Source organism: Streptomyces sp. NPDC047706 (genome assembly GCF_043204795.1).
Lineage (GTDB): Bacteria > Actinomycetota > Actinomycetes > Streptomycetales > Streptomycetaceae > Streptomyces.
This window is the reverse complement of the sequence record NZ_JBIDCW010000027.1, coordinates 63,865-77,582: the sequence shown is the minus strand read 5'-3', so window position 1 is coordinate 77,582 and position 13,718 is coordinate 63,865. Positions and strand designations below refer to the sequence as shown.

General features: G+C 71.7%; 13 protein-coding genes. 2 read left to right on the top strand and 11 right to left on the bottom strand.

Translation table 11 applies throughout. The features are described from left to right. Nucleotides 1-21: 21 nt before the first annotated feature. Nucleotides 22-2,547: an ATP-dependent Clp protease ATP-binding subunit gene (locus ACGF8A_RS27775; protein WP_393112788.1), complete on the bottom strand. Its 2,526-nt coding sequence runs from the start codon at nucleotides 2,545-2,547 to the stop codon at nucleotides 22-24. 431 nt (nucleotides 2,548-2,978) lie between these two features. Here ACGF8A_RS27775 and ACGF8A_RS27770 point away from each other — a divergent pair, with 431 nt between their 5' ends. Next, on the top strand, nucleotides 2,979-3,680 hold the full coding sequence (locus ACGF8A_RS27770; RefSeq protein ID WP_393112786.1) for an SCO3374 family protein: 702 nt from the start codon (nucleotides 2,979-2,981) through the stop codon (nucleotides 3,678-3,680). On the opposite strand, the gene ACGF8A_RS27765 is transcribed toward ACGF8A_RS27770, so the two are convergent. The 10 genes from ACGF8A_RS27765 to ACGF8A_RS27720 form a co-directional block, all read right to left on the bottom strand. Continuing rightward, nucleotides 3,659-3,994, bottom strand: coding sequence for an Lsr2 family protein (locus tag ACGF8A_RS27765; RefSeq protein ID WP_393112784.1), 336 nt, complete (start codon nucleotides 3,992-3,994; stop codon nucleotides 3,659-3,661). The genes ACGF8A_RS27770 and ACGF8A_RS27765 overlap by 22 nt on opposite strands. Nucleotides 3,995-4,229: 235 nt before the next feature. Further along, nucleotides 4,230-4,778 (bottom strand): amino-acid N-acetyltransferase, encoded by a 549-nt coding sequence (locus ACGF8A_RS27760; RefSeq protein ID WP_393112782.1) that lies wholly within the window; start codon nucleotides 4,776-4,778, stop codon nucleotides 4,230-4,232. A 9-nt stretch (nucleotides 4,779-4,787) separates the two neighbouring features. Then, nucleotides 4,788-5,447: a BlaI/MecI/CopY family transcriptional regulator gene (locus tag ACGF8A_RS27755; RefSeq protein ID WP_393112850.1), complete on the bottom strand. Its 660-nt coding sequence runs from the start codon at nucleotides 5,445-5,447 to the stop codon at nucleotides 4,788-4,790. Between the two features lie 186 nt (nucleotides 5,448-5,633). After that, a complete protein-coding gene (locus tag ACGF8A_RS27750; protein WP_393112780.1) occupies nucleotides 5,634-5,816 on the bottom strand; it encodes a hypothetical protein in 183 nt (60 codons plus the stop codon). A 67-nt stretch (nucleotides 5,817-5,883) separates the two neighbouring features. Then, nucleotides 5,884-6,558 (bottom strand): hypothetical protein, encoded by a 675-nt coding sequence (locus ACGF8A_RS27745; RefSeq protein WP_393112848.1) that lies wholly within the window; start codon nucleotides 6,556-6,558, stop codon nucleotides 5,884-5,886. A 255-nt stretch (nucleotides 6,559-6,813) separates the two neighbouring features. Next, nucleotides 6,814-7,611 (bottom strand): type III pantothenate kinase, encoded by a 798-nt coding sequence (locus tag ACGF8A_RS27740; RefSeq protein ID WP_393112778.1) that lies wholly within the window; start codon nucleotides 7,609-7,611, stop codon nucleotides 6,814-6,816. Between the two features lie 14 nt (nucleotides 7,612-7,625). Further along, the gene (nadC, locus tag ACGF8A_RS27735) at nucleotides 7,626-8,597 is read right to left on the bottom strand and encodes a carboxylating nicotinate-nucleotide diphosphorylase (RefSeq protein WP_393112776.1); all 972 of its coding nucleotides are present in this window, start codon (nucleotides 8,595-8,597) and stop codon (nucleotides 7,626-7,628) included. 5 nt (nucleotides 8,598-8,602) lie between these two features. Continuing rightward, nucleotides 8,603-10,333: an L-aspartate oxidase gene (locus ACGF8A_RS27730; protein WP_393112774.1), complete on the bottom strand. Its 1,731-nt coding sequence runs from the start codon at nucleotides 10,331-10,333 to the stop codon at nucleotides 8,603-8,605. Beyond that, complete coding sequence (panC, locus tag ACGF8A_RS27725; RefSeq protein ID WP_393112772.1) at nucleotides 10,330-11,343, bottom strand: pantoate--beta-alanine ligase; 1,014 nt, start codon at nucleotides 11,341-11,343, stop codon at nucleotides 10,330-10,332. Before panC ends, ACGF8A_RS27730 begins: the two co-directional genes overlap by 4 nt. Then, nucleotides 11,340-12,272, bottom strand: a complete 933-nt coding sequence (locus ACGF8A_RS27720) for a Rossmann-like and DUF2520 domain-containing protein (RefSeq protein ID WP_393112770.1) — start codon at nucleotides 12,270-12,272, stop codon at nucleotides 11,340-11,342. The genes panC and ACGF8A_RS27720 overlap by 4 nt, the downstream gene beginning before the upstream one ends. Nucleotides 12,273-12,424: 152 nt before the next feature. On the opposite strand from ACGF8A_RS27720, the gene ACGF8A_RS27715 reads away from it, so the two are divergent. Continuing rightward, nucleotides 12,425-13,603 carry a threonine aldolase family protein gene (locus ACGF8A_RS27715; RefSeq protein ID WP_393112768.1) on the top strand — a complete coding sequence of 393 codons (1,179 nt, stop codon included), beginning with the start codon at nucleotides 12,425-12,427 and terminating at the stop codon, nucleotides 13,601-13,603. Nucleotides 13,604-13,718 lie beyond the last annotated feature (115 nt).

Below are 13,718 nucleotides of genomic sequence, written 5' to 3'. Positions count from 1 at the left end.
CGGCCCCTCACGCTTGCGGCCTTACGCGTCCTTGCTCAGGTTCGGACCCGCTCCGCCGGCCGCCTGCTCGATCGGCGGGACGTCCGGCAGGGCCGACTTCTCCTCACCGCGGAAGGTGAAGGTCTTGGTCTCGCCCTCGCCCTCCGTGTCCACGACCACGATGTGGCCGGGGCGCAGCTCACCGAAGAGGATCTTCTCCGACAGGGAGTCCTCGATCTCGCGCTGGATGGTCCGGCGCAGCGGCCGGGCGCCCAGCACGGGGTCGTAACCCTTCTGCGCCAGCAGCTCCTTGGCGGACTGGGAGAGCTCGATGCCCATGTCCCGGTCCTTCAGGCGCTCGTCCACCTTGCTGATCATCAGGTCGACGATCCGCAGGATGTCGGCCTGGGTCAGCTGCGGGAAGACCACCACGTCGTCGACTCGGTTGAGGAACTCGGGCCGGAAGTGCTGCTTGAGCTCGTCCGAGACCTTGTTCTTCATGCGCTCGTAGTTGGTCTTCGTGTCACCCGCGGCGGCGAAGCCCAGGTTGAAGCCCTTGGAGATGTCCCGGGTGCCGAGGTTGGTCGTCATGATGATGACCGTGTTCTTGAAGTCGACGACCCGGCCCTGGGAGTCGGTCAGGCGACCGTCCTCCAGGATCTGCAGCAGCGAGTTGAAGATGTCCGGGTGGGCCTTCTCGACCTCGTCGAAGAGGACCACCGAGAACGGCTTGCGGCGCACCTTCTCCGTCAGCTGGCCGCCCTCCTCGTAGCCCACGTAACCGGGGGGCGAACCGAAGAGACGCGACACCGTGTGCTTCTCGCTGAACTCCGACATGTCGAGGGAGATCAGCGCGTCCTCGTCACCGAACAGGAACTCGGCGAGCGCCTTGGACAGCTCGGTCTTACCGACACCGGACGGACCGGCGAAGATGAACGAGCCACCCGGACGCTTCGGGTCCTTCAGACCGGCGCGCGTACGGCGGATCGCCTTCGACAGCGCCTTGACGGCGTCGACCTGGCCGATGACCCGCTTGTGGAGCTCGTCCTCCATGCGCAGCAGACGCGAGGACTCCTCCTCGGTCAGCTTGAAGACCGGGATACCGGTGGCCGTGGCGAGGACCTCGGCGATCAGCTCGCCGTCGACCTCGGCGACGACGTCCATGTCGCCGGCCTTCCACTCCTTCTCCCGCTTGGCCTTGGCGGCCAGGAGCTGCTTCTCCTTGTCGCGCAGCGAGGCGGCCTTCTCGAAGTCCTGCGAGTCGATCGCGGACTCCTTGTCCCGGCGGACGGCGGCGATCTTCTCGTCGAACTCGCGCAGGTCCGGCGGAGCGGTCATCCGGCGGATGCGCATCCGGGAGCCGGCCTCGTCGATCAGGTCGATCGCCTTGTCCGGCAGGAAGCGGTCCGAGATGTACCGGTCGGCCAGGGTGGCGGCCTGGACCAGTGCCTCGTCCGTGATCGAGACGCGGTGGTGCGCCTCGTACCGGTCGCGCAGCCCCTTGAGGATCTCGATCGTGTGCGGCAGGGACGGCTCGGCGACCTGGATCGGCTGGAAGCGGCGCTCCAGGGCCGCGTCCTTCTCCAGGTGCTTGCGGTACTCGTCCAGAGTCGTCGCACCGATGGTCTGCAGCTCACCGCGGGCCAGCATCGGCTTCAGGATGGAGGCCGCGTCGATGGCGCCCTCGGCGGCACCCGCACCGACAAGCGTGTGCAGCTCGTCGATGAACAGGATGATGTCGCCGCGGGTGCGGATCTCCTTGAGCACCTTCTTCAGGCGCTCCTCGAAGTCACCGCGGTAGCGGGAGCCGGCGACCAGCGCGCCGAGGTCCAGGGTGTAGAGGTGCTTGTCCTTGAGGGTCTCGGGCACCTCGCCCTTGACGATGGCCTGGGCGAGGCCCTCGACGACGGCGGTCTTGCCGACGCCGGGCTCACCGATCAGGACCGGGTTGTTCTTGGTACGGCGGGACAGCACCTGCATGACCCGCTCGATCTCCTTCTCGCGCCCGATGACCGGGTCGAGCTTGGACTCACGAGCGGCCTGGGTGAGGTTCCGGCCGAACTGGTCGAGGACCAGGGACGTGGAGGGGGTGCCCTCCGCAGGACCGCCGGCGGTGGCGGTCTCCTTGCCCTGGTAGCCGGAGAGCAGCTGGATCACCTGCTGCCGCACCCGGTTCAGATCAGCGCCCAGCTTGACCAGGACCTGGGCGGCGACGCCCTCGCCCTCACGGATCAGGCCGAGCAGGATGTGCTCCGTGCCGATGTAGTTGTGGCCCAGCTGAAGGGCCTCGCGGAGCGACAGCTCCAGGACCTTCTTGGCACGGGGGGTGAAGGGGATGTGACCCGAGGGGGCCTGCTGGCCCTGCCCGATGATCTCCTCCACCTGCTGGCGGACCGCCTCGAGCGAAATCCCGAGGCTCTCAAGGGCCTTGGCGGCGACACCCTCACCCTCATGGATCAGGCCCAGGAGGATGTGCTCGGTGCCGATGTAGTTGTGGTTGAGCATCCGGGCTTCTTCCTGAGCCAGGACGACAACCCGCCGCGCGCGGTCGGTGAACCTCTCGAACATCGTTAATCGCTCCTCAGAGCGGTCAGGCAGTGGGGGGAACTTCCCCTCCCTGTCCTTCCGCAGCTTAGTCCCGCAAGCGGGGACCGCTCATTCCAACTGCCGACACCGTCGATGGCCTCCTGACCCCGAACGCCGACATCTGCTCCAACCCGATGGTGCGAGACGATGTTCCCGCAGGCCAGGCAGTTACCCCCACCATCAGTACGCCGATGGCGAACGTGAGACGGCCTCACCTGCGTGTCGCCCCCTCCCACTAGGGATGTCTTACCCGCTCGCACCGACAGTCCATGCCGTGCGCCCCCGTTCCCTCCGCTACGGGCGAACAACCTTGCGCCACCCCGCGCCCCCACACGCCCCCTTTTTCCGACACTCTGCGCATCAGCGGGGCCACCCAGCGTAACTCGAACGCTGTGATGGCGGTTGCGCCTGGCATGGTTGGCGCAATGCCCTGGGTTCCGCCCCCACGGCGCCCTCTCGATCAGGGCGATCGGGTGAGGCGTTGGTACGAGGACGAGCTGGGCTGGGCGACCGTGCCGGGTCCCCCGCTCCACCTGTCGGTGGGCTCACGCTTCGACGTCCTGGACGTACCGGCCGAGGCGGGCCTCGCGGGCCTGCGCCACCTCGCCCCCGGCTCGCCGGTGGCCGTCCAGGACGGCCGGATGCGGCTGCTGGTGGCGCCGGGGAGCGCGGACGAGCTGCCGGGCGTACTGGACTGGCTGGAGTGGGGTGCCCTGCAGCTGGATCTACGGGCCGTCGGCGGCGAGGGCGCGAGCGCCACGATGGAGGCTCCGCCACCGCCGGGGTGCGGTGAGGCCGGCCGGGGCGGCGAGGAGGATTCCGCCGGGCCCGTGCAGCCCGTGGAGCAGGAGTGGGCCGGGGGGTGCCGTGGCTACGGAGGGCCCGGAGGCTGCGGGAGAGCCGAAGGCTACGCCTGGCGCCCTTTGCAGGGGGCCGCCGTGTGGCTGCGGCCCCCCGAGCCGGGGTGCGAGGTCGAGGCCTCGCTGCCGACGCTGTCGGCCATGGGGGGCGGTGGGGGCACCCCCGATCTCGTGCGGCTTGTGGACACGGTGGCCACGCACTGCCACCGAATCCGGCTGCGACGCGCGTGTGCTCAGCCGTTGGCCTTCTCGTAGGCCTCGCGAATGGACGCTGGGACACGGCCACGGTCGTTGACCTCGTAACCGTTCTCCTTCGCCCATGCGCGGATGGCAGCGGTGTCCTGGCTGCCGCCGGTCGCGGCACGCGCCTTTCCACGCCCACCGGAAGCACGGCCGCCCGTACGCCGGCCACCCTTCACATAGGGGTCAAGAAGGCTGCGCAACTTGTCCGCATTGCCGGTCGTGAGATCGATCTCGTACGTCTTACCGTCCAGCGCGAACGTCACCGTCTCGTCCGCCTCGCCGCCGTCGAGGTCGTCGACAAGAAGGACCTGAACCTTCTGTGCCACCGCATTTCCTTTCATCGATAACGTTGAGGGCCGAGGGTCTGCGGCGTCCGCCGTTTCGCCGCCCCCTGTTATATGCAGTACTGCAGTACGTCGGAAAGCAAACCGCTTTTGCTGGAAAAACACAAACCCCCCGGGAGAGACCTGTCCACGGCCCCCGCCCGGAAACATGCGCGTTTCGGACATAGGGAACCTGGGCAGCGAGGTCGGGCGGAATACTCCCGGCATAGCTTCCTGATCACAGATGCAGAAGCATCCGGCTGTTGCCCAAGGTGTTCGGTTTCACTCGTTCGAGACCCAGGAACTCCGCCACGCCCTCGTCATAGGAACGCAGCAGCTCCGTGTAGACGTCGGTGTCGACGGGGGTCTCACCGATCTGCACGAAGCCGTGCCTGCCGAAGAAGTCGACTTCGAAGGTCAGGCAGAAAACCCGGCGAACACCGAGCCAGCGTGCGGTCAGCAGCAACTTCTCCAGCAACTGATGGCCGACGCCGGCGCCCTTGAGACCGGGCTTCACGGCGAGAGTGCGGACTTCCGCGAGGTCTTCCCACATCACGTGCAGTGCGCCGCAGCCCACGACCTCGGCGTTGTCGTCCCGTTCCGCGACCCAGAACTCCTGGATGTCCTCGTAAAGCGTCACCGTAGCTTTGTCGAGCAGGATGCCGTCGCGGACGAAGGCGTCAAGGAGTCGGCGGACGGCGGGAACATCGCTGGTCCGGGCCCGGCGGACGGTGATGGCTTTAGCGGTGACTTCGGGGTTCTCGGCGGAGGGGCTCTCTGCGGACATGAGCGGACGCTATCGCCCGGGACCCTCCGGGACGGAGCCGGGGTTCTCGGCGCGGTTGGCCGACCGGATGTCCGCGGGCTTGTCCGCGGGCTTGTCCGCGGGCTTGTCCGCGGGCTTGTCCGCGGGCTTGTCCGCGGGCTTGTCCGCGGGCTTGTCCGCGGGCTTGTCCGTTCGCATGTCCGCGGGCTTGTCCGGCGGGATGTCGGGGCGGTTGTCCGTGCCGTTCTCGCCGCGGGTATCGGGGGGGGTATTCGCGGCTTCGGGCGGTTCGGCGCGTTCGGCGCTCTTGACGGGCTCGGGGGGCCGGCTGCGCGGGGCCGCTTCCGCGGCGGGTCCGGGGGGGTCCGGGAGGCTCACGATGTGCACCGCGTCGCGCAGCGCCTGACGCTGCTCCTCGCTCATCATGCCGAAGAAGGCGACGAGGGCGGCCGCGGCGTTGTCGCTCTGCGACCAGGCGTCGTTCATCAGGGCCGCGGCGTAGGCGGCGCGGGTGGAGACCGCCTCATACCGATAGGCCCGGCCTTCCGCCTCGCGGCGCACCCAGCCCTTCTGATGGAGATTGTCCAGAACGGTCATCACCGTGGTGTAGGCGATGGACCGTTGCTGCTGGAGATCTTCCAGGACTTCCCGAACGGTCACCGGGCGGTTCCACTTCCACACCCGCGTCATGACCGCGTCTTCGAGTTCTCCCAAGGGGCGAGGCACAGCTCAGCACAATAGCGGTAAATCCGGGTTATGGCGTGTTGAACAGTAACTTTCCTGGTGGAAGACGCACAAAAAGGGCGTACGACTCGTGGAGCCGTACGCCGCGGGTGGCGGGCCTGTGAGGGCGGAGGGGGCCGAAGGGCCTGCCCGTCAGGCGTCGGGGGCTGTCGCGGAGGGCCGGCGGGTGCCCTCCGCGCGGGCGAGGACGGCGTCGACGGCCGCGTCCTCCTTGGCCTTGTTGGCGCCGCCCTGGGTCTTCACGATCACCCGGATCACGCCGATGAAGAACACGGCCATCACGACCGGGGGGAGCAGCGCGGAGACGTAGTCCATGGCCCCAGGGTAGTGGCGCGGGGCCGGGCGGTTCGCCCGGGGCGTGCGCCTCGTGTCCGTACCGCCTTCAGACCGCCGCGAGCCGCTGTGCGGGATTCGCCGGGGGCTGGGGTGGTTTGCGGCGCGGGAAGACCTCGCCCGGGGTGGGGACGGGGCGGCGGGCCGGCTTCGGGGCGGCGGGGGCGGGGGCCGGGGTGGCGGGGCCGGGGGAAGGCTGTGCGGGCTTCTCGGCCGGCCGCTTCTCCGGTTTGCGCTCCGGGGTGTCGGCGTCGGCGTAGGGGCCGTGGGCGAGGCCGCCCGGGAGGGCGTGCAGGTAGGTGCGGGAGGCCGGGACTCGTGGGGTGGGCGTCATGGGCGGGGGTGCGGGGGCGCTGCGGGCGGGACGCGCGCGGACGTCCTCTTCGGCGAGGGTCCGGCAACGGTCCGGGAGCGCGGCTGCCGCGGGGGTGCCGCGGAGGGCGCGGAGGGCGGCCAGGTCCTCCGGGTGGGGGCGGTGTCCGGCGCGCAGCGCCTCGTCCAGAAGCGTGAGGTAGCCGGCCGCGGTGCCCGGGAGAGCGGCGCGGTAGCGGGCCAGGTCGGCCACGAGGAAGGCTCGCAGGCGGGCGCCCTCGCGCATCGCCTCGTCGAGCGACTCGGCCAGGCGATGGCAGTCCTGGACGTCCTCGGCCGAGGTCTGGCCGGGATGGAGGGCAAGAGCGAGGGCGCGGCGGAGCACACGCAGCTCCTCCACACCGAACGCCATGCCGCCGCGGGATCCGTGAGGCGTGGGCATGGGGCGACGATACGCGCTAATCAGACAATTCCGGTGTCAGGGGGTGGGTGTGGCGTGCGGTGCCACCCGGGTGGGCGGGGGTGCCACCCCGGCGGACGGAGGTGCCACCCCGGCGGACGGGGTCGCGCGCCTCCACCTGCGGCGGTCCGTTCGTGCCCGGGGAGCTTGCCGCAGCGCGAACGGTGGCGGGGCCGGAGCACCGCCGTACGCGACTGCGGGTGCCGGCTACATGCGGGAGACGTTGCGTTGGTACACCAGACGGAGGCCGATCAAGGTCAGCCAGGGCTCGTGCTCGTCGATGACCGAGGATTCGCCCAGGACCATGGGGGCCAGTCCGCCCGTCGCGATCACCGTGACGTCGTCCGGGTCGGTGGCCAGTTCGCGGGCCATCCGGTTGACGACTCCGTCGACCTGGCCCGCGAAGCCGTAGATGATGCCCGACTGCATGGCCTCGACCGTGTTCTTGCCGATCACGCTGCGGGGCCGGGCCACCTCGATCTTGCGCAGCTGGGCGCCCTTGACACCGAGGGCCTCCACGGAGATCTCGATGCCGGGGGCGATGACGCCGCCGATGTACTCCCCGCGCGCGCTGACCGCGTCGAACGTCGTGGCCGTGCCGAAGTCGACGACGATGGCCGGGCCGCCGCAGAGCTCGACGGCCGCCACGGCGTTGATGATGCGGTCGGCGCCGACCTCCTTGGGGTTGTCGGTGAGGATCGGGACGCCCGTCTTCACGCCCGGCTCGACCAGGACGGCCGGGACGTCGCCGTAGTAGCGGCGGGTCACCTCACGGAGTTCGTGGAGGACGGAGGGGACGGTGGCGCAGATCGCGATGCCGTCGATGCCGTCGCCCAGGTCGTCGCCGAGGAGGGGGTGCATGCCCATCAGGCCCTGGAGGAGGACCGCGAGCTCGTCCGCCGTGCGGCGGGCGTCCGTGGAGATGCGCCAGTGTTCGACGATGTCGTCGCCGTCGAACAGGCCGAGGACGGTGTGCGTGTTGCCTACGTCGATCGTCAGCAGCATGGCCCGTCGCCCTCCTACTCCGCCGCTCGCAGATCCAGGCCGATGTCCAGGATCGGGGAGGAGTGCGTCAGGGCGCCCACGGCCAGGTAGTCGACGCCGGTGCCGGCGTACGCCCGCGCGTTGGCGAGGGTCAGGCGGCCGGAAGCCTCCAGGGCGGCGCGGCCCTGGACCAGGGCCACCGCCTCCTCGCACTCGCCCGGCGTGAAGTTGTCCAGCAGGATCAGGTCGGCGCCGGCGTCCACGGCCTCGCGGAGCTGGTGCAGGGTGTCGACCTCGACCTCGATCGGCACGTCCGGGAAGGTCTCCCGTACGGCCTTGAAGGCCTGGACGACGCCGCCCGCGGCCACCACGTGGTTGTCCTTGACCAGGGCCGCGTCGGAGAGGGACATGCGGTGGTTGACGCCGCCGCCGCAGCGGACCGCGAACTTCTCGAGCGAGCGCAGGCCGGGGGTGGTCTTGCGGGTGTCGCGGACCCTCGCCGTCGTACCGTCGAGGACGTCCGCCCACGCGCGGGTGGCCGTGGCGATGCCCGAGAGGCGGCACAGGAGGTTGAGCGCGCTGCGTTCGGCGGTGAGGAGGTCCCGGGTGCGGGTGGTGACGGAGAGCAGCTTCTGGCCCTGCGCCACGCGGTCGCCGTCCGCCACGTGCCGTTCGACCTCGAACTCGTCGTCGCAGACGATCGACATCACGGCTTCGGCGACCCTGAGGCCCGCGACGACGCCGGCCTCGCGTGCCACGAAGTCGGCCGTCGCCACCGCGTCGTCCGGGATGGTCGCGACAGTCGTGACGTCCACGCCGCCCGCGAGGTCCTCCTGGATGGCCACGTTGGCGATGTCCTCGACCTCCACGGGGTCGAGTCCGGCGTCGGCCAGGAGCTGGGCGAGTGCGGGGTCGAGGCCGCACTCCAGGTATTCCTCGTCGGCGCCGCAGGCGCAGCCGTCACCGCAGCCGTCGGAGGGGACGAGGGGAAGGTCGGGGGTGCTCACTGCTGTCACTGCTCCTGGGGACGGTGCGCCGGGTGGTGCGGCCGGACTGGGGGGAAGTCTGCGGTATCGGTGGTGCGTACGGCGAGTGTGCGGTCCGGATTCAGCCGTACGACGATGTGGCGGCGCCATGCGGTGTCGTCGCGGTCGGCGTGGTCCTCGCGCCAGTGGCAGCCGCGGGTCTCCTCGCGGAGCTGCGCGGCGGCCACCAGGACGCGGGCCACGCACAGGAGGTTGGTGGTCTCCCAGGTGTCGACGCCGGGCTCGGCCGTCTTGCCGTTCTCGTGCAGGGCGTCCCGGGCGTCGGCGTGCAGGCGGTGGAGTTGTTCCGCGGCCTTGGCGAGGGAGCCGGCGGAGCGCAGGACGCCGGCGCCCTCGGTCATGGTGCGCTGGATCGTGAAGCGGTCCTCGGGGGCGAGGAGCGGGTGCGCGGGCTGCTCCGGGTGCGGGACCGGGACGGGCACGCGCGCGTGGAGGCCGTTCCGGCGATGGGTCAGCGCGATGTCGTGGGCGATGCGCTCGGCGTAGACCAGGCCTTCGAGGAGGCTGTTGGAGGCGAGCCGGTTGGCTCCGTGCACGCCGGTGCAGGCGACCTCGCCGCACGCGTACAGGCCAGGGACCGTGGTGCGGCCGTGGGAGTCGGTGCGCACGCCCCCGGAGGCGTAGTGGGCCGCCGGGGCGATCGGGATCGGTTCGTGGACCGGGTCGATGCCGTGGGCGCGGCAGGCGGCGAGGATCGTGGGGAAGCGGTGCTCCCACATGCCGGCGCCGAAGTGCCGGGCGTCGAGGAACATGTGCTCGGCGTCCTGCTCCCGCATGCGCCGCATGATGCCCTTGGCGACGATGTCCCGGGGGGCGAGTTCGGCCAGTTCGTGCTGCCCGGTCATGAAGCGCACGCCGTCGGCGTCCACCAGGTGCGCGCCCTCGCCCCGTACCGCCTCGGAGACCAGCGGCTGCTGGCCCTCCGCGTCCGTGCCGAGGAACAGCACCGTGGGGTGGAACTGGACGAATTCGAGGTCGCTGACCTCCGCGCCCGCGCGCAGGGCGAGGGCCACGCCGTCGCCGGTGGAGACGGAGGGGTTGGTGGTCGCCGAGAAGACCTGGCCCATGCCACCGGTCGCGAGCACCACCGCGGGCGCGTGCACCGCGCCCACGCCGTCGTGCTGGCCCTCGCCCATGACGTGCAGGGTGACGCCCGCGGTGCGGCCGCCGGCGTCCGTGAGGAGGTCGAGTACCAGGGCGTTCTCGATGGTGCGCAGGCCGCGCGCGCGTACCGCCTCCACGAGGGCGCGGGAGATCTCCGCGCCGGTCGCGTCGCCACCGGCGTGCGCGATACGGCGGCGGTGGTGGCCGCCCTCGCGGGTGAGCGCCAGTCCCCCCTCGGTGGACTCGTCGAAGTGCGCGCCCGTCTCGATCAGGCGGCGCACGGCGTCGGGCCCCTCCGTGACGAGGATCCGCACCGCCTCCACGTCGCACAGACCGGCACCGGCCACCAGGGTGTCCTCCAGGTGCTGCTCGGGGCTGTCGCCCTCGCCCAGCGCCGCGGCGATGCCGCCCTGCGCCCAGCGGGTGGAGCCGTCGTCCAGGCGCGCCTTGGTGACGACGACCGTCCGCATACCGGCGGCCTCGCAGCGCAGCGCGGCCGTCAGACCGGCGACGCCGGAGCCGACGACCACCACGTCGGCGGAGATGGACCAGCCCGGAGCGGGGGCGTGCAGTCGTATGCCTGTGCCGGTCACGAGGCGGCTCCGAAGGTGAGGGGGATGTTGTCGATCAGCCGGGTCGTGCCGACCTTGGCGGCGACCGCGAGGACGGCCTCCCCCGTGAAGTCGTCCTCGATCTCGGTGAAGTCGTCGGGGTCCACCAGCGCGAGGTAGTCCAGCACCAGGGGCGGGTCGAGGCGGGCGGCCTCGTCCAGGACCAGGCGGGCGGCGGCGCGTACGGCGGACGGGCTGCCGGGAGCGGCCTTGGCGACGGCGTGCGCGTCGGCGGCGGCACGGGACTCGCCGATCGCGCTCAGGGCCTCGGCACGCGCGCGCGTGGCGGGCACCTCACGCGCCCGCGCGCGCAGCGCCTCCTGCGCAGCGTGCCGGTCGCGGCCCGCGAACAGGGCACGGGACAGTGCGAGCGCCGTGCGCCGCTCCTGGGGCGAGAGATAGCGGTTGCGGCTGGACAGGGCCAGGCCGTCGTCCTCACGCACGGTGGGTACGCCGACGATCTCGACGCCGAAGCTCAGGTCCCGCGCCATACGGCGGATCACGGCCAGCTGCTGGGCGTCCTTCTGCCCGAAGAACGCCACGTCGGGGCGGGTGAGGTGGAGCAGCTTGCCGACCACCGTGAGCACACCGTCGAAGTGGCCGGGCCGGGACGCGCCCTCCAGGCGGTCCCCCATGGGACCGGCGCTGATGCGCACCTGGGGTTCGCCGCCGGGGTAGACCTCGTGCGCGGCGGGGGCGAACACGACGTCCGCCCCGGCCTGCTCGGCGATCTTGAGGTCGGCCTCCAGGGTGCGCGGGTACCGGTCGAGGTCCTCGCCCTTGCCGAACTGCAGCGGGTTGACGAAGACGGTGACCACGACGAAGCCGTCCGGCCCGACGTGCCCGCGCGCGGTGCGGATCAGGGTGGCGTGGCCGTCGTGCAGGGCGCCCATCGTCATCACCACGGCGGTGCGGCCCGGTACGGCGTGGTGTTCGCGCACGTACGTCAGGTCGTCGAGGGTGGGGACGAGTTCGAAGCTCCTGCGGCTCATCGGTCTTCCCCGTTCTCGGGCAGGGTCGGGTCTGCGGCGAGTACCCCGAGCAGGTCCTCCGCGAGTTCCGGCTTCAGCAGGCCGTGCGCGAGGGCGCGGTCGGCGGTGGCGCGCGCCATCGCCAGATAGCCGGCGACGGCCTGCGGGGCGTGCCGGCGCAGCTCCGTGACGTGCGCGGCGACCGTGCCGGCGTCCCCGCGCGCGACGGGGCCGGTCAGGGCCGCGTCGCCGGAGCGCAGGGCGTTGTCGAGGGCGGCGCCGAGCAGCGGTCCGAGCATCCGGTCCGGGGCCTCGACGCCGGCCGCGCGCAGCAGCTCCATGGACTGGGCGACCAGCGTCACCAGGTGGTTGGCGCCCAGGGCGAGCGCCGCGTGGTAGAGCGGGCGGTTCTCCTCGGCGATCCACTCGGGCTCGCCGCCCATCTCGATCACGAGCGCCTCGGCGGCCAGCCGCAGCTCGTCCGGGGCGGTGACCCCGAAGGAGCACCCTGCGAGGCGCTGGACGTCCACCGGCGTCCCGGTGAACGTCATGGCGGGGTGCAGGGCCAGCGGCAGCCCGCCGGCCCGCAGAGCGGGCTCCAGGACGTTCGCGCCGTACCGCCCGGAGGTGTGCGCGAGCAGCTGCCCCGGCCGTACCGCCCCGGTCGCGGCGAGGCCGTCCACGAGGCCGGGCAGGGTGTCGTCCGGGACCGTCAGCAGCACCAGGTCGGCGCGCCGGAGCACCTCGGCGGGCGGGACCACCGGCACGTCGGGCAGCAGCAGCGCGGCCCGCCGCCTGGAGGGGTCGGACACCGCGGAGACGGCCACCGGGCGGTGCCCGGCGAGTTGGAGGGACGCGGCGAGTGCGGGGCCCACCCGGCCGGCGCCGACGACGCCGACGGTGAGCCGCGCGGGGCGGTCCTTGGGGTCTGGCTGTTGGCTTGTACTCACGCGACGGTGGCCTTCCCGTTCCAGTCCGCTCCGGGTACCGGACGATTTCTCGTCATGTTAACGCGATTGGTTCGAAGGGCGTTCGGTCGTCCACAGGCTGTGGGTGGTGAAATCCGGTACTCACCGTGCCCGCGGCCCGGGATGATCGCGGTATGGCTGAGCAGGCGGAGCAGGACGCGCGGGATTCGAGGAGCACGGTCGAGGAGCAGCGCAAACAGCGCTTCGAGCGGCGCAGGAAGGCGCACAGAGGCGCGCGGCGCATGCTCGCGCGCCCCGGTGCACTCGGGACGCTCCGGGAGCGCTTGGCGCTGCTGGAGACCGCCGGGGAGCTGTACGACCTGGACGAGGCGGCGGACCTGTACGGCAGCGGCGTCGTGGAGGCCCTGGAGACGGAGGTCGCCGGGCTGCTCGGCGCGGAGGCCGCCGCGTTCTTCCCGACCGGCACGATGGCCCAGCAGGTGGCCTTGCGCTGCTGGGCCGGCCGCACCGGGAACCCGATCGTCGCGCTGCACCCGCTCGCCCACCCCGAGATACACGAGCGCGACGCGTTCGCGCAGGTCAGTGGCCTGCGCACGGTGCATGTGAACAAGGAGCCACGGCTGCCGACCGCCGCCGAGATCCGGGAGTTCGAGGAGCCGTTCGGTGCGCTGATGCTGGAGCTGCCGCTGCGGGACGCCGGTTTCGTGCTGCCCTCCTGGGAGGCGCTCGGCGAGGTGGTGGAGGCGGCGCGGGAGCGCGACGCGGTGGTGCACTTCGACGGCGCGCGCCTGTGGGAGACCACCGTCCACTTCGGCCGTCCGCTGCACGAGATCGCCGCACTCGCGGACAGCGTGTACGTGTCGTTCTACAAGTCCCTCGACGGCTTCGGCGGCGCGGCGCTCGCGGGCCCGGAGACGCTCGTGGAGGAGGCGAAGACCTGGCGGCACCGGTACGGCGGTCAGGTCTTCCAGCAGTTCCCGACCGTGCTGTCGGCGCTCGCCGGGCTGGAGCGGGAGCTTCCCCGGCTCCCCGGCTACGTGCGGCACGCGCGTGTGGTGGCCGCCGCCCTGCGCGAGGGATTCGCGGCGGCCGGTGTGCCCTGGGCTCGCGTCCACCCAGAGGAGCCGCACACCAACGAGTTCCAGGTCTGGCTGCCCTACGGCCCCGACGTCCTCGCCGAGGCGGCGGTCCGGCAGGCGGAGGAGACGGGGACCCTGCTCTTCGGCCGCCCGTGGGACGGCCCCGGCCCGGGCCTCGCCGTCACGGAGATCGACGTACGGGCCGCGGGCCTGGAATGGACGGCGGACGAAGTGCGCGCGGCGGTCGCGGAGTTCGTCTCCCGGCTGCCGTAGGGGTCAGCAGGCGGCGGGTGCCCGGCGACCGGCATGGGACCGGTCACCCACCGGCCGCCTGGGAGCCGTCCCCCGGCCGTCAGCTCGGGAGCCGTCCCCCGGCCGTCAGCTCGGG

Bases quoted from the DNA above. Each gene is read 5' to 3' on its own strand.
- ACGF8A_RS27770 (WP_393112786.1), top strand. From the start codon at position 2,979: ATGGTTGGCGCAATGCCCTGGGTTCCGCCCCCACGGCGCCCTCTCGAT.
- ACGF8A_RS27750 (WP_393112780.1), bottom strand. From the start codon at position 5,816: ATGGACTACGTCTCCGCGCTGCTCCCCCCGGTCGTGATGGCCGTGTTC.
- ACGF8A_RS27715 (WP_393112768.1), top strand. From the start codon at position 12,425: ATGGCTGAGCAGGCGGAGCAGGACGCGCGGGATTCGAGGAGCACGGTC.
- ACGF8A_RS27740 (WP_393112778.1), bottom strand. From the start codon at position 7,611: ATGCTGCTGACGATCGACGTAGGCAACACGCACACCGTCCTCGGCCTG.
- ACGF8A_RS27745 (WP_393112848.1), bottom strand. From the start codon at position 6,558: ATGGCGTTCGGTGTGGAGGAGCTGCGTGTGCTCCGCCGCGCCCTCGCT.
- ACGF8A_RS27775 (WP_393112788.1), bottom strand. From the start codon at position 2,547: ATGTTCGAGAGGTTCACCGACCGCGCGCGGCGGGTTGTCGTCCTGGCT.
- panC (WP_393112772.1), bottom strand. From the start codon at position 11,343: ATGAGCCGCAGGAGCTTCGAACTCGTCCCCACCCTCGACGACCTGACG.
- ACGF8A_RS27755 (WP_393112850.1), bottom strand. From the start codon at position 5,447: ATGACGCGGGTGTGGAAGTGGAACCGCCCGGTGACCGTTCGGGAAGTC.
- ACGF8A_RS27760 (WP_393112782.1), bottom strand. From the start codon at position 4,778: ATGTCCGCAGAGAGCCCCTCCGCCGAGAACCCCGAAGTCACCGCTAAA.